Annotated in this window: 21 protein-coding genes; 14 read left to right on the forward strand and 7 right to left on the reverse strand. The window is 71.0% G+C overall.

Features of this window, described 5'->3' with window-relative positions; translation table 11 throughout:
* Both AC1D15_RS02425 and imuA read right to left on the reverse strand, forming a co-directional pair.
* The coding region (locus AC1D15_RS02425; RefSeq protein ID WP_477824782.1) for a Y-family DNA polymerase at positions 1–589 on the reverse strand (589 nt) is incomplete at its 3' end.
* A 28-nt stretch (positions 590–617) separates the two neighbouring features.
* Entirely contained in the window at positions 618–1,424 is an 807-nt protein-coding gene (gene imuA / locus AC1D15_RS02430; RefSeq protein ID WP_477824783.1) for a translesion DNA synthesis-associated protein ImuA, read from the reverse strand.
* 132 nt (positions 1,425–1,556) lie between these two features.
* Between imuA and AC1D15_RS02435 the strand changes: the two genes are divergently transcribed.
* The gene (locus tag AC1D15_RS02435; RefSeq protein ID WP_477824784.1) at positions 1,557–2,519 is read left to right on the forward strand and encodes a bifunctional helix-turn-helix transcriptional regulator/GNAT family N-acetyltransferase; all 963 of its coding nucleotides are present in this window, start codon (positions 1,557–1,559) and stop codon (positions 2,517–2,519) included.
* Entirely contained in the window at positions 2,516–2,890 is a 375-nt protein-coding gene (locus AC1D15_RS02440) for a YchJ family protein (protein ID WP_477824785.1), read from the forward strand. The genes AC1D15_RS02435 and AC1D15_RS02440 overlap by 4 nt, the downstream gene beginning before the upstream one ends.
* A 13-nt stretch (positions 2,891–2,903) precedes the next feature.
* On the opposite strand, the gene AC1D15_RS02445 is transcribed toward AC1D15_RS02440, so the two are convergent.
* The 3 genes from AC1D15_RS02445 to AC1D15_RS02455 all read right to left on the reverse strand — a co-directional run bounded on the left by AC1D15_RS02445 (position 2,904) and on the right by AC1D15_RS02455 (position 4,946).
* Entirely contained in the window at positions 2,904–3,434 is a 531-nt protein-coding gene (locus tag AC1D15_RS02445; protein ID WP_477824786.1) for a hypothetical protein, read from the reverse strand.
* Positions 3,435–3,582: 148 nt separating this feature from the next.
* Positions 3,583–4,659, reverse strand: a complete 1,077-nt coding sequence (locus tag AC1D15_RS02450) for a WD40/YVTN/BNR-like repeat-containing protein (RefSeq protein WP_477824787.1) — start codon at positions 4,657–4,659, stop codon at positions 3,583–3,585.
* A gap of 17 nt (positions 4,660–4,676) precedes the next feature.
* The gene (locus AC1D15_RS02455; RefSeq protein WP_047510043.1) at positions 4,677–4,946 is read right to left on the reverse strand and encodes a MoaD/ThiS family protein; all 270 of its coding nucleotides are present in this window, start codon (positions 4,944–4,946) and stop codon (positions 4,677–4,679) included.
* Positions 4,947–4,991: 45 nt separating this feature from the next.
* Between AC1D15_RS02455 and rarD the strand changes: the two genes are divergently transcribed.
* The 12 genes from rarD to infA all read left to right on the forward strand — a co-directional run bounded on the left by rarD (position 4,992) and on the right by infA (position 20,682).
* On the forward strand, positions 4,992–5,867 hold the full coding sequence (gene rarD / locus AC1D15_RS02460; protein ID WP_465111224.1) for an EamA family transporter RarD: 876 nt from the start codon (positions 4,992–4,994) through the stop codon (positions 5,865–5,867).
* A gap of 39 nt (positions 5,868–5,906) precedes the next feature.
* Complete coding sequence (locus tag AC1D15_RS02465; protein WP_477824788.1) at positions 5,907–7,076, forward strand: hypothetical protein; 1,170 nt, start codon at positions 5,907–5,909, stop codon at positions 7,074–7,076.
* Positions 7,077–7,491: 415 nt separating this feature from the next.
* Positions 7,492–8,151, forward strand: coding sequence for a chitosanase (locus AC1D15_RS02470; protein WP_477824789.1), 660 nt, complete (start codon positions 7,492–7,494; stop codon positions 8,149–8,151).
* A 14-nt stretch (positions 8,152–8,165) separates the two neighbouring features.
* A complete protein-coding gene (locus AC1D15_RS02475) occupies positions 8,166–9,398 on the forward strand; it encodes an alginate lyase family protein (RefSeq protein ID WP_477824790.1) in 1,233 nt (410 codons plus the stop codon).
* Between the two features lie 120 nt (positions 9,399–9,518).
* Positions 9,519–10,514, forward strand: a complete 996-nt coding sequence (locus AC1D15_RS02480; protein ID WP_477824791.1) for a LacI family DNA-binding transcriptional regulator — start codon at positions 9,519–9,521, stop codon at positions 10,512–10,514.
* A gap of 190 nt (positions 10,515–10,704) precedes the next feature.
* The gene (locus AC1D15_RS02485) at positions 10,705–13,284 is read left to right on the forward strand and encodes a DUF4132 domain-containing protein (RefSeq protein WP_477824792.1); all 2,580 of its coding nucleotides are present in this window, start codon (positions 10,705–10,707) and stop codon (positions 13,282–13,284) included.
* 4 nt (positions 13,285–13,288) lie between these two features.
* Positions 13,289–14,377, forward strand: a complete 1,089-nt coding sequence (locus AC1D15_RS02490; RefSeq protein WP_477824793.1) for an ATP-binding protein — start codon at positions 13,289–13,291, stop codon at positions 14,375–14,377.
* 6 nt (positions 14,378–14,383) lie between these two features.
* Positions 14,384–16,831 carry a DUF5682 family protein gene (locus AC1D15_RS02495; RefSeq protein WP_477824794.1) on the forward strand — a complete coding sequence of 816 codons (2,448 nt, stop codon included), beginning with the start codon at positions 14,384–14,386 and terminating at the stop codon, positions 16,829–16,831.
* Positions 16,828–17,955 carry a VWA domain-containing protein gene (locus AC1D15_RS02500; RefSeq protein WP_477824795.1) on the forward strand — a complete coding sequence of 376 codons (1,128 nt, stop codon included), beginning with the start codon at positions 16,828–16,830 and terminating at the stop codon, positions 17,953–17,955. Before AC1D15_RS02495 ends, AC1D15_RS02500 begins: the two co-directional genes overlap by 4 nt.
* Positions 17,952–19,991 (forward strand): hypothetical protein, encoded by a 2,040-nt coding sequence (locus AC1D15_RS02505; protein ID WP_477824796.1) that lies wholly within the window; start codon positions 17,952–17,954, stop codon positions 19,989–19,991. The genes AC1D15_RS02500 and AC1D15_RS02505 overlap by 4 nt, the downstream gene beginning before the upstream one ends.
* A gap of 71 nt (positions 19,992–20,062) precedes the next feature.
* The gene (locus tag AC1D15_RS02510) at positions 20,063–20,428 is read left to right on the forward strand and encodes a hypothetical protein (protein WP_465111493.1); all 366 of its coding nucleotides are present in this window, start codon (positions 20,063–20,065) and stop codon (positions 20,426–20,428) included.
* An 11-nt stretch (positions 20,429–20,439) separates the two neighbouring features.
* Positions 20,440–20,682 (forward strand): translation initiation factor IF-1, encoded by a 243-nt coding sequence (gene infA, locus AC1D15_RS02515; RefSeq protein ID WP_047501667.1) that lies wholly within the window; start codon positions 20,440–20,442, stop codon positions 20,680–20,682.
* Between the two features lie 25 nt (positions 20,683–20,707).
* On the opposite strand, the gene AC1D15_RS02520 is transcribed toward infA, so the two are convergent.
* Both AC1D15_RS02520 and AC1D15_RS02525 read right to left on the reverse strand, forming a co-directional pair.
* Entirely contained in the window at positions 20,708–20,893 is a 186-nt protein-coding gene (locus AC1D15_RS02520) for a hypothetical protein (RefSeq protein ID WP_047501669.1), read from the reverse strand.
* Positions 20,894–20,997: 104 nt separating this feature from the next.
* Positions 20,998–21,588, reverse strand: a complete 591-nt coding sequence (locus AC1D15_RS02525; protein WP_477824797.1) for a hypothetical protein — start codon at positions 21,586–21,588, stop codon at positions 20,998–21,000.
* Positions 21,589–21,597: the final 9 nt, after the last annotated feature.

The following is a 21,597-nucleotide window of genomic DNA, read 5'->3' on the forward strand; positions in this document are numbered from 1 at the left end:
GGTCGCCCAGCGTGTTCAGCCCCATGCCCTGCAGCGCCTCCCAGTGCTCGCGGCCCGGGCCGAGCAGCCAGACCGGTGCGGCATCGAGCGCGCGCTGCAGCGCGGCGGCATCGGCGCAATGCAGGCCGTCGGCGACGCGCGCCAGCAGCGCCGAGCCCTGCGCCGTCGGCGTGCTGACGCAGCGCAGTGCATGGCCGAGCGGCTGCAGCGCCTCGCGCAGCCGCTGCAGCAGTGCCTCGAGTCCACCGAAATAGCGCAGGCTGGCCTCGACCTCCAGCAACACGCCCTGCGGCGGGCTGAAGCTGACCGCCGGCGTGAACGCCAGCGCCGCGTGCGCGACGCTCGTGAGCGCCTGCCGGTCACGCAGCGCATCGGCCTGGCCGATCAGCAGCTGCGGCGCAAGCGCCAGCGCAGTCGCCCGCTTCAGCCCCGGCTTGACGCCCAGCGCCTGCGCGCCCGCATTGGCATGGGCGATGCTGTGCGCCTCGACCAGCGCGACGGGCGGCTCGCTGCCACCGCTGCCCGCCGGGAGCGTCGCCAGGAAGGATTCCAGCGACAGCAGCGGCAGGTGAAGACCGATCCAGAGCATCGCGTGCCCATGTGCAGCAGGTGCCGGATCAGGCGAGGTTGACGAAGGTCGCGGCGCGCAGCGGCGGCACGGCGGCCGCGGCCTGGACCGTCTGCGCCGCCAGCTCGCGCGCCTTGCGCGTGGCGCTGGCGGACAGCACCGGCGGCAGCTCGAGCCGMAGTTCATGGGCGAGCGGCGGGCCGCGGCGCTTCAGCACGCGCACGTTCAAGGCATCGGCCCCGCCGGCCCGCAGCGCGAGGCGCAGCGGCACCGGGCTGGCCTGCTGCTGCACCGCCATCTCGCGCAACACGAAGGCCGGGCCGTCGTGCGCATGGGCGGCCACCTGCAAGCGGCGCAGCCGCTCGGCGCGCAGGCGCGGCGGCAACCACGCGAGCACCGCACCGACGTGCCCGCTGTGCAACGCCTGCTCCAGCGCCCACAGCCGCGCATCGACACCGGCTTCGTGCGGCCGGCCGTCGACACCGGGGATGCCCTGCGTGCCGGTGTCGATCACCAGCAGCTGCTCGGCATCCAGCCCCATCTGCATCAGCGCCCAGGCCGACAGCGCCGCCGGTGGATCGAACAGCATCACCAGCCGCCCGGCCCGCTGCGTGGCGGCGAGGCACGGGGCCAGCAGGCGGATCTCGCCAAGGCCCGGGTGTGGCAGCAGCAGCTCGCTGAGCGCGCGCCGCGGCCAGCCGCCGCCGGGCAGTTGGGCATCGAGCACCGCGAAGCCGCTGGGCAGCGCGCGCTCGACGCTGCGCCCCATCTGGTTGCCACGCCACACGCTGGTGTGCAGCCGCTCGGGCAGCGGCGCGCGAGCGTGAGGGGCGAAGTGAGTGGTGGCAGAAGGCATGTGAACTACTGTATGCACATCCAGTATATCGATCCACTTGAAAACGGGGTCATGGCGTTACAAGTCTGTTCAAAAGAGCCTTTGGCACATTTATAGTTGCTTTTGGCAATTAATTACGGCAGCATGCCGGGCATGTCTTCTTCTGACCCGAACGATCGCGTGGCCGCGGTGCGCGCCTTCAACCGCTTCTACACGCACCGCATCGGCGTGCTGCACGAAGGCCTGGTCGACAGCGGCTTCACGCTGACCGAATCGCGGCTGCTGTGGGAGTTCGCGCACCAGGCGCAACCGACGGCCGGCGAACTCGCGCGCTCGCTGGACCTCGACCCCGGCTACCTGAGCCGCTTGCTGCGCGGCCTGCGCGAGCGCGGGCTGATCGAGGCGACGCCGTCGGCCAGCGATGCGCGGCAATCGCACCTGTCGCTCACCGCGGCCGGCCGCGCCGCGTTCGCGCCGCTCGACAGCGGCTCGCAGCAGCAGGTGCAGGCGCTGCTCGCGGCGCTGGACGAGCCGTCGCAGCAGCAACTGCTGCAGGCGATGGGCACGCTGCAGCGCCTGCTCGACGACGACCCGGCGCGACGCACGCGCGAGCCCTACCTGCTGCGACCGCACCGCCCCGGCGACATCGGCTGGGTGATCGCGCGCCATGGCGCGCTGTACGCGCAGGAGTACCGCTGGGACATCGGCTTCGAGGCGCTGGTGGCGCGCATCGCCGCCGCCTTCATCGAACGCTTCGACCCCGCGCGCGAAGCCTGCTGGATCGCCGAGCGCGACGGCGCGAACGTCGGCTGCGTGTTCCTCGTGCAGGCGCGCGACGAGGCGACGCAGGCGGTGCAGGACGGCGTGGCCCAGCTGCGCATGCTGCTGGTCGAGTCGTCGGCGCGCGGGCTGGGCCTGGGGCGCCGGCTGGTGCAGGAGTGCGAGCGCTTCGCGCGCCAGGCCGGCTACCGCCGCATCACGCTGTGGACCAATGCCAACCTGCTGGCTGCGCGCGGCATCTACGCAGCAGCAGGCTACCGGCTGGTCGCGACCGAACCCCACCACAGCTTCGGGCACGATCTGGTCGGAGAAACCTGGAACCTCGACCTCACATGACCTGCCCCTGCGGCCTGCCCCACCCTTACGCAGACTGCTGCGGCCGCTACCACGCCGGCCCGCTGCACCTGCTGGCGCCCGATGCGCCGTCGCTGATGCGATCGCGCTACAGCGCCTTCGTCCACGGATTGACCGACTACCTGCTGGCGACCTGGCACGCCAGCACCCGCCCGGCCACGCTGGAGCCCGATCCGCCGGGGCTGCGCTGGCTGGGGCTGGAAGTGCGAGGGCAGGCACAGCAGGACGCCGACCATGCAACGGTGGAGTTCGTCGCACGCAGCAAGCTCGGCGGCCGCGCGCAGCGGCTGCACGAGACGAGCCGCTTCGTGCGCGAGGACGGCCGCTGGTTCTACGTCGACGGGAACTACTGAGCCTGCCGAAAGATCAGGCAAATTCCTGGCGTACGCTGGCCGACATCAGCCGGCGGATGATCCACCCGAGCAGCCCGCAGGCGCCGAGCGTCACCAGCACCGCCATCACGCGGGCCGCGGTGACGAAGCCGCCGAACACGCCGAGCGCCTTGGGCGGCAGCGTCGCGGTGCTCAGCGTGCTGTCGACCACCGACTGCATCACCTCCTGCTGCAGCCACAGGCCGAGCAGGTTCGCGACGATCGCCAGCAGCAGCAGCGCGATGAAGGTGCGGCGCGCCCAGTTCAGGCGCAGCAGCAGGCCGACGGCCGACACCAGCGTGGCCAGCGACATCACGAGTCCCGCATTGACCACCCACGGCAAGTGCGCGATCAGCAGCCCGAACAGCCCGCTGGCCTGCAGGCCCTCGCTGCGGAATCCACCTGACACCAGCATCGCGTTCTGCAGCAGCGCCGAGGCACAGGCCAGCGCGCCGATCAGCATGAACACCCACGCGGTGGCGGTGACGAAAATCGAACGGGCTCCGACAGTGATGGTGGTGGGCATGGCGCTTCCTCGACAGCGTCGATTGTCCGGATCGCGGGCGGCCTTGTCATGACCGCGGCACGCGTCCCCCCAGGATCGAGGGGACGATGCGCCATCATCTGTGCACATCGCGCCACAAGGTGTCAGCCGATGTATCCGTCGCGGGCCGTCAGCCGAAACGCAGCGCGTACACCGGCGGCAGTTGCGCCGGCAGCGCCGCCCACCGGTCGCCGCCGTCGTCGCTGCTCCACACATGGCCGGTCGTGCTGCCCATCAGCAGGCTGCGGCCGTCGGGCGACACATCGAGCCCGTGGCGGTACAGCAGGTCGTAGCAGTGCCGCTGCGGCAGCCCGTGGCGCAAGGTCTCGAAACTCGCGCCGCCGTCGCGCGTGCGGTTGACCACCAGCGCCCCGCCGACCGGCACGCGCTGCTGGTCGGCGACGCCCGGCACGAACCAGGCCGTCTGCGCATCGCCGGGATGCACCGCGACCGCGAAGCCGAAGTCCGACAACGGCGCACCCGTCACCTGCTGCCACGAGGCCGATGCGTCGGTCGAGCGCCAGATGCCGTTGTGGTGCTGGGTCCACAGCACCTGCGGCTGCGCGGCGCAGCGCACGATGCGGTGCGGATCCTGCGTGTTCGGCGAGCCGGCCTGCTCCGGCGGCATGTAGGCGGCGTGCATGCCGTCGGCCTGCAGCTGCCAGCTCGCGCCGTCGTCGTGCGTGACCCAGGCGCCGCCGCAGCTGATGCCCAGCACCAGGTCGCCGGCGCGCTGGGGATGCGGGCAGATCGAATGGATGCCGGGCACGTCGTAGCCGCCGCCGAACCATTCGGCGCGCTCCGGCCGCTGCCACAGCGAATCGACCAGTTGCCATGAATCGCCGCCATCGCCGCTGCGAAACAGCCCGCCCGRCAGCGTGCCCAGCCACAGCGTGCCGTGGTCGCGCTCCAGCGACCACACCTGCACCACCTTCCATGGCACGCCGGTCGCGTCGGCCGGCTGGGGCGGGAAAGCCGGTGCCGCCACTTCGTGCCAGCTGGCACCCTGGTCATCCGACGCATGCAGCTTGACGCCGAAGTGCCCCAGGTTCAGCGCCGCGAGCATGCGGCCGTCCGGGCCGGGCGGCAGCAGCATCGACACCGGCTCGCCGAGGAAGCTGGTGCGGGCGATGTCCCACGCGCCGCCGCGGCCGCGCTTCAGTTCGAACAGGCCCTTGCGGGTTCCGACCCAGGCACGATCCTGCATCTGCAACTCCTCGAGGTTCAACCGCCGGACAGCGCCTGCATCACGTGGACCCGGCTGTCCGGCCGCAACGCATCGGCCAGCGCGACGCGGTCCGCGCTGCGCACGCCGTCGACGAAGGCGACCACGTTCGGCCGCAGGTGGCCCTGCTCGTCGAGCACGTAGCCGCGCAGGCGCGGGTGCACGGCGAACACCGCGTCGAGCGCATCGCGCAGGCTCGCCGCATCGACGTCGAGCTCGGGCGTCTCGATGAAGCGGCGCAGCTGCTGCGTGAACACGACGTGGGCCATGGGCGCCGATGATGCACGCCGCGGCCAGCCGCGACAATCCACCGGATGAATTACGGACCCTTCTACGCCGCCCTCGCCTTCGCCCTGTGGGGCATCTTTCCGCTGTTCTTCCGCCGGCTGGCCATGCTGCCGGCCGGCGAGGTGCTCGCGCACCGCATCGTCTGGTCCCTCGTCTTCGTGCTGATCGTGCTGGGCGTGCGCCGCCAGTGGGGCTGGCTGCGGCCGCTGCTGCGCCAGCCGCGCGTGCTGGGCGCGTTCGCCGCGAGCGCGCTGCTGCTGGCGGTGAACTGGCTGACCTACATCTGGTCGGTCAACAACGGCCACGTGATCGACGCGAGCCTCGGCTACTTCATCACGCCGCTCGTCAACGTGCTGCTCGGCTACACGGTGCTGCATGAACGGCCGCGCCGCGGCCAGTGGGTGGCGCTCGCGCTGGCGACGGCCGGCGTGGTGTGGCTCACGGTACAGGCCGGCCAGCTGCCGTGGATCGCGCTGGTGCTGGCCGCGAGCTTCGGCAGCTACGGCCTGCTGCGCAAGGTGGCGGTGCTCGGCCCGCTGGAGGGGCTGACGCTGGAGGCGATGCTGCTGGCGCCGCTGGCCATCGCCGCGCTGCTGTTCTGGCAGGCGCAGGGCACCGGGCAGTTCCCGCTGCCCGACACCGCGACCAACCTGTGGCTGCTGGCCGCCGGGCCGATCACCGCGGTGCCGCTGCTGCTGTTCGCCGCCGGCGCGCGCCGCATCTCGATGACGACGCTCGGGCTGATGCAGTACATCGGCCCGACGATCCAGTTCGGGCTCGGCGTGTGGCTGTTCGGCGAACCGTTCGGCGGCGCGCGGCTGGCGGGCTTCGGCTTCATCTGGGGGGCGCTGGCGGTGTACAGCGTGGAAGGGTGGTGGGCGGTGCGCAGCCGGCAGGGTTGATGCGTGGAACTTGCGGGGCGCGACGTGCCACACAGGGACATGCACGCCTCGCAAAAACGTCTGCGCTCCCCCTCCTTTCGGGATGATGCGCCCCCCATCAAACGCTCTCGCCCTGCCGAGCGTCGCACCGATCTCTCCCGCCTGCTCGCCAGGCAGCAAGGCGACGTGTCGTGGAAACTGACTGACGACAAGGGTCGGCACTCGGGCTCCGATTTCGGCACGCTGGCAAACACGATCGATGACCCGTCTTCGGTGCAGGAACTTCGGTTGGACTGGGACGAYGGAAACGCCGGGATGACAAGCCCCCCGATGTTGGAAGAATTGAAGGCCTTCAGCAGGCTGAGGTCGCTGTCGCTCCAACTTGAAACCGAAAATGACCCGGACGTTGCCGACGCATTGGCCGGCAGCCTGCGCTGCATGCCACACCTCGAGCAGCTCAGCCTGGGCGGCTTCGTCAGCGAGGAGGCCTTCTCCCCCGCGACGACCGCGCTGCCTGCAGGGCTGCAGAAACTCAAGCTGTACCACAGTGCGCCCGAAGCGCTCGCATGCCTGGTAGAGCACCTGTGCACCACGCCGCTGCCACATCTGGAGTGCCTGCATCTGCAATGCCACGAGCAATTGCACGATGAGCTCGACCTGAAACTGTGGGTGCAGCTGGCCGAGGCCCTGCGCAAGTGGATCCCATCGGCCCACTCGCTCTGCGAGCTGAGCTATCCGGCCGAGGTTCGGTGGGCTTTCGCTGCCTATCCGCTGCGTTGCACGCTGGCGAAGAGTCCATCGCTGTACGCCTTGACCTTTTCGCCGGATTTCCAAAACCAACGGTTCGAGGATGTCGACAACAATCTCGCGCTGGTGAGGAAGCGGCTCGACAAGAACCTCGCCCGGCTGCTCGCCCATCCCTGCAAGTTCTTCGATCCGGTCTGCGACGCCTTCATGGGTCATGTCCTCAAGACAGGTGACCTGGCTCCCAATGACATCGCGCGGCATGTCCAGGCATTCGTGATGGGCGACAACACACCGCGGGATCGCCGGCGCGCCATGGCGCTGTTGTTCGTCTGCAAGGCGTTCTGCAAGGTCGTTGATGGCCGGAAGGCCGTCGTCCAGCTCCTGCGCGGCCAGGCAGACGCAAGGCCTGTCATCGCACAGCAGTACGGCATCGTCACCGATCGGACGGTCCGTCGTCTGCACAGCGAACTGATGAGAGTCTGAGCCACCCGGTACAGCGGGTTGCAGCTGGTCACAACCCGGCGGCGTTTCCGCGGCAGGGCGCGGTCAGAATGGAAACGATTCCACCGGACTTTCCATCATGAACCGTCGACTCCACCTGGCCTTGCTGTCGTTGAGCGTTGTCATGTCCGCTTGCGGCGGCGGCTCGGACGACGAATCGTCTCCGCCGGTGTCGGGCACGCCTCCGGCACCTGCACCCGCGCCTTCGCCGGCCCCCGCGCCCGCTCCTGCACCGTCTCCCGCACCAGCGCCGGCCCCTGCACCAGCGCCCTCTCCAGCACCGGCCCCCGCTCCTGCGCCAGCCCCGGCCCCTGCGCCCGCACCTGCCCCAGCGCCCGCCCCCGCGCCGGCCCCGTCATCGACCGACCTGACCGATGCCCGCAAGAAGGACATCGCGATGCAGATCGTCTCCAGCGCCGAGAACTCGTCGCTGAACTGGAAGGCGCAGTACGCCTACATCCAGGACATCAACGACGGCCGCGGCTACACCGGCGGCATCATCGGCTTCTGCTCGGGCACCAGCGACATGCTGGAAGTGGTGCAGGACTACACCCGGCGCTCGCCGGACAACGTGCTGGCCAAGTACCTGCCGGCGCTGAAGAAGGTGAACGGCRGCGATTCGCACGCCGGCCTGGACCCGACCTACACCGCCGACTGGAAGACCGCCGCCGCCGACGTGGTGTTCCAGCAATCGCAGGACAGCGTGCGCGACGACACCTACTTCAACCCGGCCGTCAGCCAGGCCAGGACCGACGGCCTGCGCGCACTCGGCCAGTTCGCCTACTACGACGCGRYCGTGATGCACGGCTATGAAGGCGCGATGAGCGTCCGCAAGGCGGCGATGGCCAAGGCCAGGACCCCCGCYCAGGGCGGCGACGAGGCGGCCTACCTGAACGCCTTCATGGATGCCCGCGTGGTCGAGATGAACAAGGAAGAGGCCCACAGCGACACGACGCGCGTCGACACCGCGCAGCGCGTCTGGCTCAAGGCCGGCAATTTCGACCTGAACACGCCGCTGAACTGGAAGGTCTACGGCGACCCCTTCAGCATCAAGTGAGCGAGGACAACACCATGACGAACATCCAAGCAACGACCCGGCGCCTGCGCTGGGCCCTGGCCCCGATCGCACTCGCCCTGCTGGCCGCGTGCGGCGGTGGCAACACCGGCGAAGACGACGGCGCGCAGGCCGCGGCCGTCGACGACAACGCCCAGGTCGCCGACGCGCCGACCGATGACGCGTCGGTGGCGCGCGAAGGCGCGCAGGCCATCACGCCGACCACGTTCCGCCACCCCGGCATCTTCCTGACGCAGGCGCGCCTCGACAGCTTCAAGGCCGCGCAGAACTCGGCCAACCCGAGCGTGCTGAAGACCGGCTACCAGTCGGTGATGAACGACTCGCGCAGCGCCTACACCTACTCGCACAAGGCCTTGTCCAACGTGCAGGTGGTGGGCAGCGCGATCGGCGACCAGGAAGCGCGCTTCAAGAACGACGCGCAGGCGGCCTACCTGAACGCGCTGCGCTGGGTGAAGACCGGTGACGCGCGGCACCGCGACAAGGCGGTGGCGATCCTGAACGACTGGGGCAGGACCTTCCGCACCTTCTCGGTGGCCTCGGGCACGAACGCGGCCCAGGTGCAGCTGGAGGCGGCGTGGATGCTGCCGGTGTGGGTCAGCGCGGCCGAGATCATCCGCCACTACAACAACGGCGAAGCCGGCTGGGCGCAGGCCGACATCACGACCTTCAACGGCTTCATCGACCGCCAGTACACAGAGGCCGCGAAGGCGCGCACCCGGGTCAACAACTGGGCGGTGTCGGCAGGCCTCGCGATGATGGCTGCCGGCGCCTACCAGGACAACCCGACGCGCTATGCGGCGGGCCTGCAGCGCATCACCGAGATGATCCCGCTGTCGGTCTTCTCGAACGGCGAGGTCAACGAACTGAAGGCCCGCGACTGCACTCACCCGCAGTACAACCTCGAAGGCCTCGCGCAGGCCGCCGAGATCGCGGTGATCCAGGCCGGCGACACCTCGGTGTGGCTGTGGAAGGCCTCGGGCGAGACCACGCCGCGCCTGGCCAAGGGGCTGGAGTACATGGCGAAGTCGCTGCAGAGCGGCAGCGGCGTGCGCAACTGCAAGGGCCAGCACCTGGAGGCCGGCTACATGGACATCGCGGTCAACGGCTACATGAACCGCGGCGTCGCGATTCCCAGCTTCCAGGCGCTCGCGAAGGCGCGCCGCCCGGACGGCAGTTCGATGCAGTTCCTCGGCTTCACGACCGCCACCCACGGCCGCGACGACTACTGATTCGCGATCGACGCCATCGTCAATTACGAAGCGGAAACAGCCCGCGCACAAGCTCCAGACTATGATCCGACTCAATTCGGTAGTCTGGAGCAGGTGCAAGCAGTGGGCACGATCAAGGATGTGGCACGACTGGCAGGTGTCGGCGTCGCCACGGCATCACGCGTGATTTCGGGCAAGGGGCCGTTCTCGGCCGACTCGGCTTCGCGCGTGCAGGCGGCGATCGAGCAGCTGGATTTCCGGCCGTCGCGCATTGCGCGTGCGCTGTCGATGAAGAGCACGAACGCGATCGGCGTCTACGTGCCCGATTTCAAGGGCCCGTTCTACGGTCCGATGCTGCACGCGATCGACATGGAGCTGCGGGCCCAGGACCGCCACATGGTGATCGCCAACGGCCACGGCGGCGAGGACGTGCGCGAGCAGGCGCTGAACGGCATCGAGTTCCTGATGGACCGGCAGTGCGAGGGCATGCTGCTGACGACCTATGCGCTGCGCGATGCCGACATCCTGGCGCTGAAGCGGCGTTTCCCGAACCTGGCGGTGGTCAACCGCGACGTGAAGGGCATGCGCAGCCAGTGCTTCACGGTCGATCACAAGGCCGGCGGCGTGCTGGCGGCGCGCACGCTGCTGGAGCACGGGCACCGCCGCATCGCGGTGATCGCCGGGCCGGCGGCGGCACCCGACAACCGGCTGCGGCTGCAGGGCTTCTTCGACACGCTGGCCGCGGCCGGCATCGCGCGCGAATCGGTGTCGATGGTGACCGGCGACTTCGCCGCCGAGAGCGGCTGGGCCGGCACCGGCCAGCTGCTCGCGGAGGGCGCGAAATTCACCGCGATGTTCTGCTGCAACGACCAGATGGCGATGGGGGCGATGTCGCGCCTGCAGGCCGACGGCCTGACGGTGCCGGGCGATGTGTCGGTGATGGGCTACGACGACACCGACATCGCGGCGTGGCTGTCGCCGCGCCTGACGACGATCCGCATCGTCGTCGGCGACATGGGGCTGAACGCCTGCCGGCTGCTGTCGAACCTGTGCTTCGGCACCGCGCTGCCGGTGTCGCGCGAGTTCGGGCCGGAGCTGATCATGCGGGATTCGCTGGCAGGGCCGAAGAAGGGCTGACTCAGAGGGCCGAGGCGTGCAGCCTGAAGCCCACAGCCCGGGCCACGGCTCCAGCAGGTGACCGCGCCGTGTTCCGGCGTGATGTTTCACCGCTGTGGCACCGTTTGTCACCGGCCGCGTCCCGTCGAGCCGCCGCAAGCCACCGCTATAGTCGGCGCGAGAGGAGCCGCCCACTTCGCGGAGGAGACCCATGTCCGAGACGAACGCCGCCGAGGCGTCCGCGATCACGCTGCCGGTCATCGACTGGAGCGCCGCCGCCAACCCGCTGCCGCAGGCCGCGCTCGATGTCTTCTGGCAACGCGTTGACGAGAAGCTCGCGCAGGACAACGAGGACTCGCGCCGCCGCCATGAGGTGGCGGTGCAGCGCTGGCCCGACGCGAAGCTGTTCCAGCTGGCGCTGTTCTCCGACGCCGAGAAGGCCGCGCTGCGCACCTACCTCGACAGCGACGCACGCCACCCGCCGCCGCGCGAGCATCCGACGGCACCGGGGCGGGACTGGTACCCGGTCCTGCCTGCGTTGCGCGAACTGCTGCTGCAGCACGAGGTGACGCCAGTCACGCTGTGGAAGATGCTGCAGTTCTTCGACATCGCGAGCGACCAGCGGCGGCGCGGCCTGCACTTCCATGGCGTCGACCTGATCGGCGTTCTGCACCAGCGCACCGGCCGGCCGACGATGCTGGAGCTGTCGCGCATGCTCGACGATTGCAACGAGAACGAGCACCTGCGCGGCCACATGCTGGTGTACGCGCACTGCGGCAGCGGCCTGGTGTTCAACGGCGACGCCGCGTCCGTCTGGCCCTACTTCGTCCACCAGGCGGACTACGTGCTGAAAGTCCTGCAGATGTCGACCGACAGCTACTGGTTCAACCGCGGCCGGCTGTTCAGCTCGATCGGCTCGATCCCGCAGCCGCCGGCGCTGCTGTGGGACGCGCTGTTCGCGCTCGCGGTCGGCAGCGCAAAGGGCGATCGCGCGCTGGCGCAGAAGACGCTGGCCGCGTGGCCGGGCCGCGAGGCGCGCATCGTCGAGGCACTGGCCGACGGCAAGAGCGAGGTGCGCGCGCAGGCCGCGCTGTGGCTGGCGCGGCTGCGCCATGCCGCCGCGCTGCCGGCGCTCGAGGCCGCAGTGCGCAAGGAAAAGCAGGACGTCGCGAAGGGCGCGCTGCTCGACGCGCTGATCGCGTTCGGCCAGCCGGTCGAGGCCTACCTGAACCGCGACGTGATGGCCGCCGACGCCGCCAAACTGCTCGCCAAGGGGCTGACGACCGACCTCGACTGGTTCCCGTGGGCACGCCTGCCGGCAGTGCGCTGGGCCGACGACGGGCAGCCGGTCCCGGTCGACATCCTGCGCTGGCTGCTCGCGCAGGCGGTCAAGCTGAAATCGCCGGAGCCGACCGCGATGCTGCTCAAGACCTGCAGCCTGTTCAACGCGGCCGACCGCGAGACCTTCGGCCAGTTCGTGCTCGACAACTGGCTGGCGGAAGACGAGCGCACCGGCGCCCAGGCGGGCGGCTCGGCCATCGTCTGCAAGGGCCTGCTCGCGGTGGCCGCCGCCTGCGCCGGCAGCGGCGCGGCCCCGGCGGCCCAGCGCTTCCTGAAGACCTGGTACGGCCTGCGGCCGTCGCAGTGCAAGTCGCTGGTCGCGATGCTGGCGTGGATCGAGCACCCGAGCGCGACCCAGCTGATGCTGGCGATCGGCAGCCGCTTCCGCACCAAGGGCATCCAGGACGAAGCCACCAAGCAGGCCCAGGCGCTGGCCGATCGCAAGGGCTGGACGCTGGCCGACCTGTCGGACCGCACCGTGCCCTCCTGCGGCTTCGACGAGACCGGCACGCTGGAACTGGACTTCGGCCCGCGCGCGTTCACCGCGAAGCTGCGGCCCGACCTGAAGGTCGACCTGCTGAACCCGGAAGGCAAGGCCATCGCGGCGCTGCCCGATCCGCGCCAGGACGACGACGCCGAGTTGGCCGCCGCGGCCAAGAAGGCGCTCGCGACCACGAAGAAGGAGCTGAAGGGCATCGCGGCGCTGCAGGCCGACCGGCTCTACGAGGCGATGTGCACCGAGCGCGAATGGAGCTTCGCCGACTGGCGCGACTACCTGCAGCAGCACCCGGTGATGCGCCACCTGGTGCAGCGGCTGGTGTGGCTGCAGGTCGACGGCGGGCACGCGCTGCAGGTGTTCCGCCCGCTCGACGACGGCACGCTGACCGACCGGCACGACGCCGCCGTCACGCTGCCGGACACTGCCCGCATCCGCCTCGCGCACGACACGCTGCTGTCCGACGACGACGTCGCGGGCTGGCGCACCCACCTGGTCGACTACGAGATCGCGCCGCTGTTCCAGCAGTTCGGCAAGGGCCGCTGGCAGCTGCCGACGGCCCAGGCCGCGGCGCGCGAGCTGAAGGATTTCGAGGGCCACCTGCTGCAGGCCTTCGCGCTGCGCAACCGCGCGCAGAAGCTCGGCTATGCGCGCGGCGCCTCCGAGGACGGCGGCTGGTTCTACAGCTACGACAAGCGCTTTCCGACGCTCGGCCTGCAGGCGATGATCCGCTTCAGCGGCAACTCGCTGCCGGAGGACAACCGCAAGGTCGCGCTGGATTCGCTGCTGTTCACTGGTACCGACACCCAGCCCGGCGTCGTTGCGACCGGACTGCCATTGTCGGAGGTGCCGGCCATCCTGCTGGCCGAGTGCCGCGAGGACATTCGCCTGATCGCGGCCGAGGGCAGCGGCTTCGCGGCCGACTGGTCGGCCCAGGTCAGCGGGCAGGGCTGACGCGATGGGCACCGTGCTGCGGGCTCCCGCCGAACTCGCCCACGCCGACGAACTGGCGCGCCTGGCCGCTGCCGACGGCGGTGCGCGCCCGCCCGGCTGGCAGCTCACGCCGCGCGCGGTGCGCAGCTTCATCGTCGGCGACGACAAGCTCGGCGTGAAGCGCAAGTTCTACGGCGACGATGCGCTGATCGATCGCTGCGTCGTCACGCTGATGAGCGACCGCGGCCTGATGCTGGTCGGTGAGCCGGGCACTGCGAAGTCGATGCTGTCCGAGCTGCTGGCCGCCGCGATCAGCGGCCGCTCCACCTGTACCGTGCAGGGCACCGCCGGCACCACCGAGGACCAGATCAAGTACGGTTGGAACTACGCGCTGCTGCTGGCCGAGGGGCCGACACCGCGCGCGCTGGTCGGCGGCCCGGTGCACGAAGCGATGCGCGATGGGCTGCTGTGCCGCTTCGAGGAGCTGACGCGGGTGCAGCCGGAGATCCAGGACTGCCTGATCAGCCTGCTGTCCGAGAAGATGCTGCACATTCCCGAGCTCGCCGGCGCCGAGGCCACGGTGTTCGCGGCGCGCGGCTTCAACCTGGTGGCCACCGCGAACATCCGCGACCGCGGTGTGCACGAGATGTCGAGCGCGCTGAAGCGCCGCTTCAACTTCGAGACGGTGCGCCCGATCTCCGACCGCCAGCTCGAACTGCGGCTGGTGCGCGAGCAGACCGAGGCGCTGCTGCGCCAGGCGCAGGTCGACGTCGAGCTGCGGCCCGATGTCGTCGAGTTGCTGGTCACCGCGTTCCATGACCTGCGCCACGGGCTGACCGCCGAAGGCACGGTGCTGGAGCGGCCGACCGCGGTGATGTCGTCGGCCGAGGCGGTGTCGGTCGGCTATGCGGCCTGCCTCGATGCGCACTGGTTCGGCAACGGCAGCGTCGGCGGCGAGCATGTCGCGCGCCAGCTGATCGGCACCGTGCTGAAGGACAACCCGGACGACGGCAAGAAGCTGCGCCACTACTTCGACGTGGTCGTCAAGGCGCGTGCGCAGCGCGATCCGCAGTGGCAGGGCGTGTTCGACGCGCGCCGCGAACTCGAACGCTGACGCGGCGTGGTCACCTCGGCGAGCACCAACAGCCTGCGCGCGCTCGCCGCGCGCCTGGCCGGCCCGGCGCTGGTCGTGCTGCCGGTGCGCCACCACAGCCCGGYCGCGTCGCTGCAGCTGCAGCGGCTGTTCGCGCAGGCGCCGCCGAGCGCGGTGCTGGTCGAAGGCCCGCGCAGCTTCACGCCGCTGGTGCCGCTGCTGACGCATGCGGACGCGCGCATGCCGCTGGCCGTCTACACCTACGCGGTGCTGGAGGCCGAGGGCCGCGAGCCGACGCGCCATGCCGCCTACTACCCGTTCTGCGACCACTCGCCCGAGCTGGTCGCGCTGCGGCTCGCGCAGGCGGCCGGCATCCCGGCGCAGTTCATCGACCTCGATTTCGCCGAGCAGAGCCAGTTCCAACCGGGCCAGGCCGAGGCGCAGTCGCCAGCCGGCGAATCGCTGCTGTCCGAGCGGCATTTCGAGCGCAGCCGCCGGCTGCAGGCGCTCGCGCGGCAACTCGGCTGCCGCGACCACGAGGCGCTGTGGGAGCACCTGTTCGAGCGCGACGCCGCGACGCGCCCGCTCGCGCAGTACCTCGACGAGATGACCGCCTACTGCCAGCTGGCGCGCGATGACCATCCCCTGGCCGAGCTGGAGGCCGACGGCACGCTGCAGCGCGAGGCCGAGATGGCCTGGCACCTGCGCGAGGCGCTGAGCCGGCGCGCGCCCGGCGACGGCCCGGTGCTGGCGGTGCTGGGCGGCTTCCATGCGGTCGCGATGCCAGGCCTGCTCGACGCACCGCCGCCGCGACCGCGCAGGGCCGGCCGCGCGGTGCGCGACCAGGCCTCGGCGCTGATCCGCTACAGCTTCGATCGGCTGGACCGCCTGAACGGCTACGCGTCCGGCATGACGGCGCCGGCCTGGCACCAGGCGCTGTGGACCGCGCTGGAGCGGCGCGCGAGGATCGGCCGCGTCGACGATGCGCAGGTGCGCCGCGACGTGACGCTCACGCTGCTGTCGGACATCGCCGCCGAGCTGCGCGAACGCCACGGCCTGCCGCTGCCGCTGCCGACGCTGGCCGCCGCGCACGAACAGGCGCTGCGGCTCGCGGCACTGCGGGGCCGCGCGGCCCCGCAGCGCGACGACGTCCTGGATGCGGTCACCAGCTGTTTCATCCAGGGCGATGCCGATGCAGACGGTGCGCTCGTGCGCTCGGTCGCGCGCCGGCATTTCAGCGGCGATGCGATCGGGCGCGTGCCGCCCGGCGCCAGCACGCCGCCGCTGGTGCGCGACTGCGAAGCGCGGCTGCGCCGGCAGCGCCTGAAGATCGACACCGGCACGCCGCAGCGCCTGGTGCTGGAGCTGTATCGCCGGCCCGAGCACCGCGTGACGAGCCGGCTGTTGCACGGCCTGGCGCTGCTGGAGGTGCCGTTCGGATCGCGCCGCGCGGGGCCGGATTTCGTGCGTGGCACCGGGCTGGACCGGCTGCAGGAGCACTGGGAGACGGAATGGAGCGCCGCCACCGAGGCGGCGCTGGTCGAGGCCTCGGTGCACGGCGTGACGCTGCCGCTCGCGGTGGCTCAGCGTTTCGGCCAGGAACTGGCGCGCCTCGAATCGGGCGTGCAGCCGCGCGATGCGCGCAGCGCCGCCGGCCGGCTGGCGCAGGCCTGCGTGCTCGGGCTGCACGAGCAGGTGCCGGGTGTCGCGGCGGTGCTGCACCGGGCGCTCGGCGAGGACGCGAACTTCGCATCGGTCACCGCAGCGGCCGGCAGCCTGGGCCTGCTGTGGGAATCGCGCGAACCGCTGGAGGCGCGCGATCTGCCGGAGCTGCCGCCGCTGCTGCAAGCCGCCTATGAGCGGGCGATCTACCTCGGGCGCGGGCTGCGCGGCGACGGCCCGGAGCGCGACGCGGTGGTCGGTGCGCTGGCGCGGCTGCGCGAGCTGCTCGCCAGCGAGGCCGGGCGGCACCTGGACGGCAGCCTGTACGACGCGCTGATCGACACGCTGCGCGGCAGCCACGACAGCGCGCTGATCCGCGGTGCCGCGACCGGCCTGGCGCATGCCGCCGGGCGGCTGGACTCGGCGCAGCTGCGCGCCGCGCTGCAAGGCCACCTGGGGGGCCTGCTCGCGGTGCAGCAGGCGGTCGCGTTCCTGCGCGGCCTGCTCGACACCGCGCGCGAACTGGCGTGGCAGGAACCGGCGCTGCTGGTGGTGGTCGACGAGTTGCTCGCGCAATGGCCTGAGCCTGACTTCATCGCGAGCCTGCCGGAGCTGCGGCTCGCGTTCGCCGGCATGACGCCGCGCGAGACCGACCGCATCGCACACGCCGTTGCACAGAGGCATGGCCGCGAGGGCCTCGGCCCGCTGGTGCGCCACGACCTGTCGGCGAACCAGCTGCAGGCGAACCTCGCGCTGTCGCAGACGCTGGCCGAGGTGCTGGCCGGCGACGGCCTCGCAGCGTGGCTGTCATGACGACGCTGGACCGCTGGCGGCTCGTGCTCGGCAAGTTTGCGCAGAACGGGCTGCACGGCGGCGCGCAGGGCAGCCGCCTCGGCGGCACGCCGGCCCGGCTCGACCAGGCGCTCGAGTTCCTGTACGGCCGCGAGTACCGCGGCCGCGGGGTGCGCGAGCCGGCGCAGCCGGGCTCGCTGGATGCGTCACAACTGACGCTGGTGACCTGGCTCGGCGAGGTGCGCGAGCTGTTCCCGAACGACACGGTGCAGGTGATCGAGAAGCATGCGCTCGACCGCTACGGCCTGACCGAGCTGGTCACCGACCCGCAGACGCTGGAGCGGCTGGAGCCGAACCAGCAGCTGTTGCGCACGCTGTTGACGCTGCGCCACCACCTGAAGGGCGAGGTGCTGCACATCGCGCGGCGCATCGTGCGCCAGGTGGTCGACGAGATCCGCCGCCAGCTCGAACCGAAGGTGCGGCAGACGCTGTCGGGCCGGCTGAACCGGCAGCGCCACTCGCCGATGGCGGTGGCGCGCAACTTCGACGCGCTCGACACGCTGCGCCGCAACCTGAAGCACTTCGACCGCGAACGCGGCCAGCTGGTGATCGAGCAGCTGCGCTTCTTCGAGCGCAACACGCGGCGCCTGCCGTGGGACGTCATCCTGTGCGTCGACCAGAGCGGCAGCATGGTCGACTCGGTGATCCACAGCGCGGTGATGGCCGGCATCCTGGCGGCGTTGCCGGCCTTCCGCGTCAAGCTGGTGGTGTTCGATACCAACGTGGTCGACCTGTCGGACCATGTCGACGACCCGGTCGAGGCGCTGATGCGGGTGCAGCTGGGCGGCGGCACCCACATCGCGCGCGCGCTGCGCTACTGCGGTCAGCTGGTCGAGACGCCGCAGCGCACGGTGCTGGTGCTGGTCAGCGATTTTTGCGAAGGCGCACCGCCCGGCGAGTTGCTCGGCGCGGTGAAGAAGCTGGCCGAGGCGCGCGTGAAGCTGCTCGGGCTGGCCGCGCTGGACGGCCAGGCGCACCCGGTGTACGACGAGGCGATGGCGCAGCAGCTGGCGCCCTGCGGCATGGAGATCGCCGCGCTGACGCCGCAGCACCTGGCGCAATGGCTGGTGAAGCTGATCTCATGAGCTTGCGGGCCGACCTGCAGCAGCAGCTGGCGCGTTTCGACGACGACGCCTACATCGCGCTCGCGAACCGCGGGCTGTTGCGGCGCGCCCGCAAGGACCTGGAGACGCAGGCCGTCACCGTGCACGACGACGCTGCCGACGCCCTGACGCTCGGCCTCGGCGAACTGCGCATCCGCTTCGATGCACGCGGGCCGGCGCATGCACGTTGCAGCTGCCAGGCCAGCGGCGTCTGCCAGCACATCCTGGCCGCGGCGATCGGACTGCAGCGCATGGGCGGCACCGCGCCGTCGCCGACGCCCGCGGACGAACTGGCGGCGATCGAGGCGGCGCTGCTCGCCTTCACGCCGCAGCAGCTGGTCGCGCACGCCGGCCGCGCCGGCCATCGCTGGGCCTGGCAGTTCGTGCAGGACATGGATCCGCAGACGCTGCGCCTGCACGGCGAGCGCCATGTGCTGATCGAGTTCACGCAGCCGCGCATGCGTTTTCGCTTCATGGGCGGCGGCGTCGAGGCGCTGGTCGCCGATGCCGCGCTGGCGCAGATCGAGAAGTACCAGGTCGCCGCAGTGCTGGCCTTCCAGCGCGCGCGCGGCGTCGAGCTGCAGCCGCCGGAGGTGTCGCCGCGCACCGCCGCGCTCGACCTCGGCCGCGGCCATGCGCCGGTGCCCGGCGCCGTCGAATCGCAGGAACGCTCGCGCGAGCGGCTGCGTGCCAGCGCGCTGCAGCTGTTCGCCGACAGCGTCGAGCTCGGGCTGTCGCACGGCTCGCAGGGCCTGCACGAGCGCTTCGCGACGCTGGCTGTGTGGGCACAGGGGGCCGACTACCCGCGGCTCGCGCTGCTGCTGCGCCGCGTGGCCGACCACATCGAGCTGCTGCTCGAGCGCGCGGCCGGTGCCGATGAGCAGCGGCTGCTCGACGAACTGGCACTCGGCTTCGCGCTGGTCTCGGCGCTGGACGCCGCGGCRGCGCGTGGCGCCGCGCCGGTCGCGCTGGTCGGGCGGGCGCGCGGCCGCTATGCCGCGTCGGGCAGGCTGGAGCTGCTGGGGCTGGGCGCCCATGCCTGGCGCACCGGCTCCGGCTACCACGGGCTGACGATGCTGTTCTGGTCGCCGGCGGACCAGGCCTTCCTGTCGTGCTCGCTGGCCCGGCCGCAGGCGCAGCACGGCTTCGACCCGCGCACCAGCTACCGAGCGGCCGGACCGTGGGCCGGTGTCGCGTCGCCTGCGCAACTGAGCGGGCGCAGCCTCACGCTGATCGGCGCGCAGATCGGCCCGACCGGCCGCATCTCGACGGCCGATGGCTGCCAGGCCACCGCCAGTGCCGGTCCGGTGCCCTTGCAGGACCGGTTGCCGGTGTGCGACGACTGGGCTGCGCTGGCCGGCGAACGCAGTGCCGCACGACGCAGCCTGCTGGCCGAGCCCGATCCCTTGCGCGACTGGGCGGTGCTGCGGCCGGCGCGCTTCGGCAGCGCACGGTTCGATGCGGCGCGCCAGGCGCTCGTGTGGCCGCTGTTCGATGCGGCGGGTCGGCGACTCGATGCCGAGCTGGCGTACAGCGCACTGAACGCGCATGCGATCGGGCGCATCGAGGCACTGGCCGCGCCGGCCGCGGGCACGCTGCTGGTCGCGCAGGTCGTGGCCGGCGAGCGCGGCCTGGTCGCTCAACCGCTGAGCCTGGTCGAACCGGCGCGACTCGACGTGCTGCACTTCGACGCGGCGCCCGACGGCGCACCGCTCGCCGCCGCGCACGGCGCGCCGGGGCCGGACCCCGCCTCGGTCGCGGCGATCGAGCTGCCCGGCGCATTGCGCGAGGTGCGCCGCACGCTGCATGCGCAGGCCGAACGAGGCATCGTGGCCGAGCGCGTCGCGGCCTGGCAGCAGCAATGGATGGCGGCGTGCGGGCGCGCGGCGGCAGCCGGCTTCACCGTGTTCCAGCGGTTGCGGCACGACGATGCGCGGCCGGGTGCGGTGCTGCTGCGAGCCCACTGGCTGTGCCGCCAGTGCGAAGCGCTGCTCGCCCCTGCGGAGTCGGACGACTGACCCGCCGGGTCGGATAACCCGGCCAGCGTCGAAAGAGCCCGAGTGGTAGACTCCGTGCTTCCTCCTGGCGCGTGTCGGGCGGCCTGTCCCGCGGGCTGCATCATCTGACGACATCGACGCCCCATCACCGATCGACGCTGCAGCAGCCCTCCACGGGAGCACCTGCAGGCCGGTCGCGCCCTAGAAAGAACTGCATCAAGACCTCGATCGAAATCGGCAGATACCTCGTCTCGCCACTCAGCCATTCCCGCAGCGACGGCCGCCATCAGGCCGCCGTCTCCATCCGCAGCGGCCAAGGCAGCGCCACCCATGACCGGGTCATGCGCTTCTCGCCGCTCTTCAACACCGCCCGCGCCGCACTGCGCTATGCCACCGACCAGGGCCTCGCCTGGGTCGCCGGCCGCAGCGTGGCCGTGCCTTCACCATCCAACCCCTAAGGAGTGTCCTCATGGCCAAGGAAGAACTGATCGAAATGAGCGGCGTCGTCAACGAAATCCTGCCGGACTCGCGTTTTCGCGTGACGCTGGAGAACGGCCACAAGCTGGTGGCCTACACGTCGGGACGCATGCGCAAGCATCACATCCGCATCCTGGCCGGCGACAACGTGTCGCTGGAGATGTCGCCGTACGACCTGAGCAAGGGGCGGATCACGTTCCGCCACCTCGGCCGGCCGCCGCAGCAGAACCGCTGACAGCCCGCTGAAACGGGCCTCGGCCTCAGGCCGCCGCCGGCACGGCCTTGGTCCGTGCGGCTTCGTCGGCGGCCGCCTTGGCCAGTTCGTTGTAGACCGCGGTGAACAGCGCGCCCATGTCCTCGATGCGGGTGCGCGACACGCCGGGTGCCGGGTTGGTGATCAGCGCGGCCGTGATCGTGGCGGCGGGTTGAAGCAGGAATTGGTTCATGAGGGTCTCGACAAGTTGAGGCCCATCGTAGTCCTCCTGCCGCTGCCGCAACGCAAAGGCCTTGCAATGCGCGCAGGGCCGGTGCGCACAACCTGCCAGCTCACCTACTCGCTGATGGTCATCCCGAGCGCCGCGGCCGAGCGCTTCATCCGCTCGACGCGCTGCGCCAGCTGCTCGCCCTCGCGCTGCTGCATCTCGTCGAGCGAGGTCATCAGGGCCTGGAAGCGGTCGAGGTCGTCGTCGGCCTCGAACAGCACGCCGTCGTCGGTGAAGGTGAGCTTGGCCCGACGCTCGTCGATCAGCTCGCACACCTGCTGCGCCGCGGCGATCCACCGGGCACGGTTCTCGTAGAACTCGCGCTGCGCGTTGAACTGCCATTCCAGCATCGGGACGATGCGGTCGCGCTCGGCATCGCGCACGGCCACGGGCAAGTCCTCCAGCGCCTTCGCCATTTCGCCGGCGAACGCCACCATCAGCTTCTGGTACGCCTGCCGGTGCGTCGCAGTCAGTTCGCGCAATTCCTCGAGCGTCGCGATCGACGCCGCGGTGCCGGCGGGCGTCGACAGGCGATCGGGCATCAGCACCTTGTCGAGCTCCAGCTCGGTCTGCCGCTGGTGGTAGGCCTTCGCCACCTGCATGCCGAGCTGCGAGTAGCGGCGGGCGATCTGGATCAGGGCGTCCTGGGAAGTCGTCATCCGCGCATT

This window comes from Rhizobacter sp. P2_H2, from assembly GCF_056403375.1.